Raw genomic sequence first — 1,555 nt, 5'->3', positions numbered from 1 at the left:
CGGCAACGCATCCAACACCACAAACTGCGACGGCACCATATACGACGCCAACCGCTCCCCCACACCCACCTTCACCACATCAACATCAACCGAAGACCCCACCGCAGCAGTGACATACGCAACCAACTGATCACGCCACACCACCACCACAACAGAACCCACACCCACCTGATCCCGAACCGCAGCCTCGATCTCCCCCAACTCGATCCGCTGACCACGCAACTTCACCTGAAAATCACTACGACCGACATACTCGAGCTCACCCGACACACCGATCCACCGCACCACATCCCCCGTGCGATACATCCGCGAACCCACCCCACCGAACGGATTCGCCACAAACCGCTCCGCCGACAAATCCACCCGCCCGAAATACCCACGAGCGACCTGCACACCCGACAAATACAACTCACCCGCAACACCCACCGGCACCGGACGCAACCGCGAATCCAACACCAACACCGACGAATTCCACACCGGAGCACCCATCGGCACCACCACACCCACACCATCGAGCGGACCCGCCGCCGTCGCATGCACCGTGAACTCCGTCGGACCATACAAATTATGAACCTCAACCGACGGCAACACCGACAACACCCGACCCACCACCGACGCCGGCAACGCCTCACCCGCCGCGAAAATCACCCGCAACGAACCCAACCCACCACCACCGAGACGCGAAATCGTCGCCTCCGACGTGTCGACCAACTGATCGACGAACACCTCCAACATCGACGGCACAAACGAGACCATCGACACCGACTCCGCCGCCACCACCGACGCCAAATACCCCGGATCCCGATGACCGTCATGAGTAGCCACCACCAACCGAGCACCCACCGCCAACGGAACAAACAACTCCCACACCGACACATCGAACGTCACCGGAGTCTTGAACAACACCACATCAGAACCCGACACCGCATAACGCTCCGCCAACCACGACACCTGATTGACCACACTGCGATGACTGACCGCCACACCCTTCGGCCGACCCGTCGACCCCGACGTGAAAATCACATACGCCGTATTCCCCGACCGCAACGGCGAAACCCGATCCACATCCGAAACAGGAGCATCCGAAAAACCAGACACATCAACAACATCAACCTCGACCACCGGCACCACACCAGCATCGAAACCAACATCAGAAGTACTGACCACACACACCGGCGACGCCGCCGCCAACACATACCCATTACGCTCCGCAGGCTGATCCGGATCCACCGGAACATACCCACCACCAGCCCTGAGCACACCGTAAACCGCAACCAACAAATCAACCGACCGACGAACCGCAACACCCACCAACGACTCCGGCCCCACACCCACCGAAACCAAATACCTGGCAAAACGATTCACCCGAGCATCGAACTCCGCATACGACAGAGACACACCCTCGAACGAGAGCGCTACCGCATCCGGAGACGCCGCCACCTGCGCATCGAACCCGTCCAACACCGACACACCCGCAACCTCACGAGCCGTGTCATTCCACCCCTCGAGCACCAACGAACGCTCAACAGAATCCAAAATATCAACGTCACCAACA

General features: G+C 59.7%; 1 protein-coding gene. It reads right to left on the bottom strand.

The window, feature by feature from the left end; all coding sequences use genetic code 11:
* Positions 1 to 1,536: non-ribosomal peptide synthetase (locus ACN50D_RS31220; protein WP_306665698.1), on the bottom strand; the 1,536-nt coding region annotated here is incomplete at its 3' end.
* Positions 1,537 to 1,555: the final 19 nt, after the last annotated feature.

The organism is Rhodococcus sp. SB1D (genome assembly GCF_048573875.1).
GTDB classification, from domain to species: domain Bacteria; phylum Actinomycetota; class Actinomycetes; order Mycobacteriales; family Mycobacteriaceae; genus Rhodococcus_F; species Rhodococcus_F qingshengii.
This window is presented reverse-complemented; position numbering and strand designations above follow the sequence as displayed.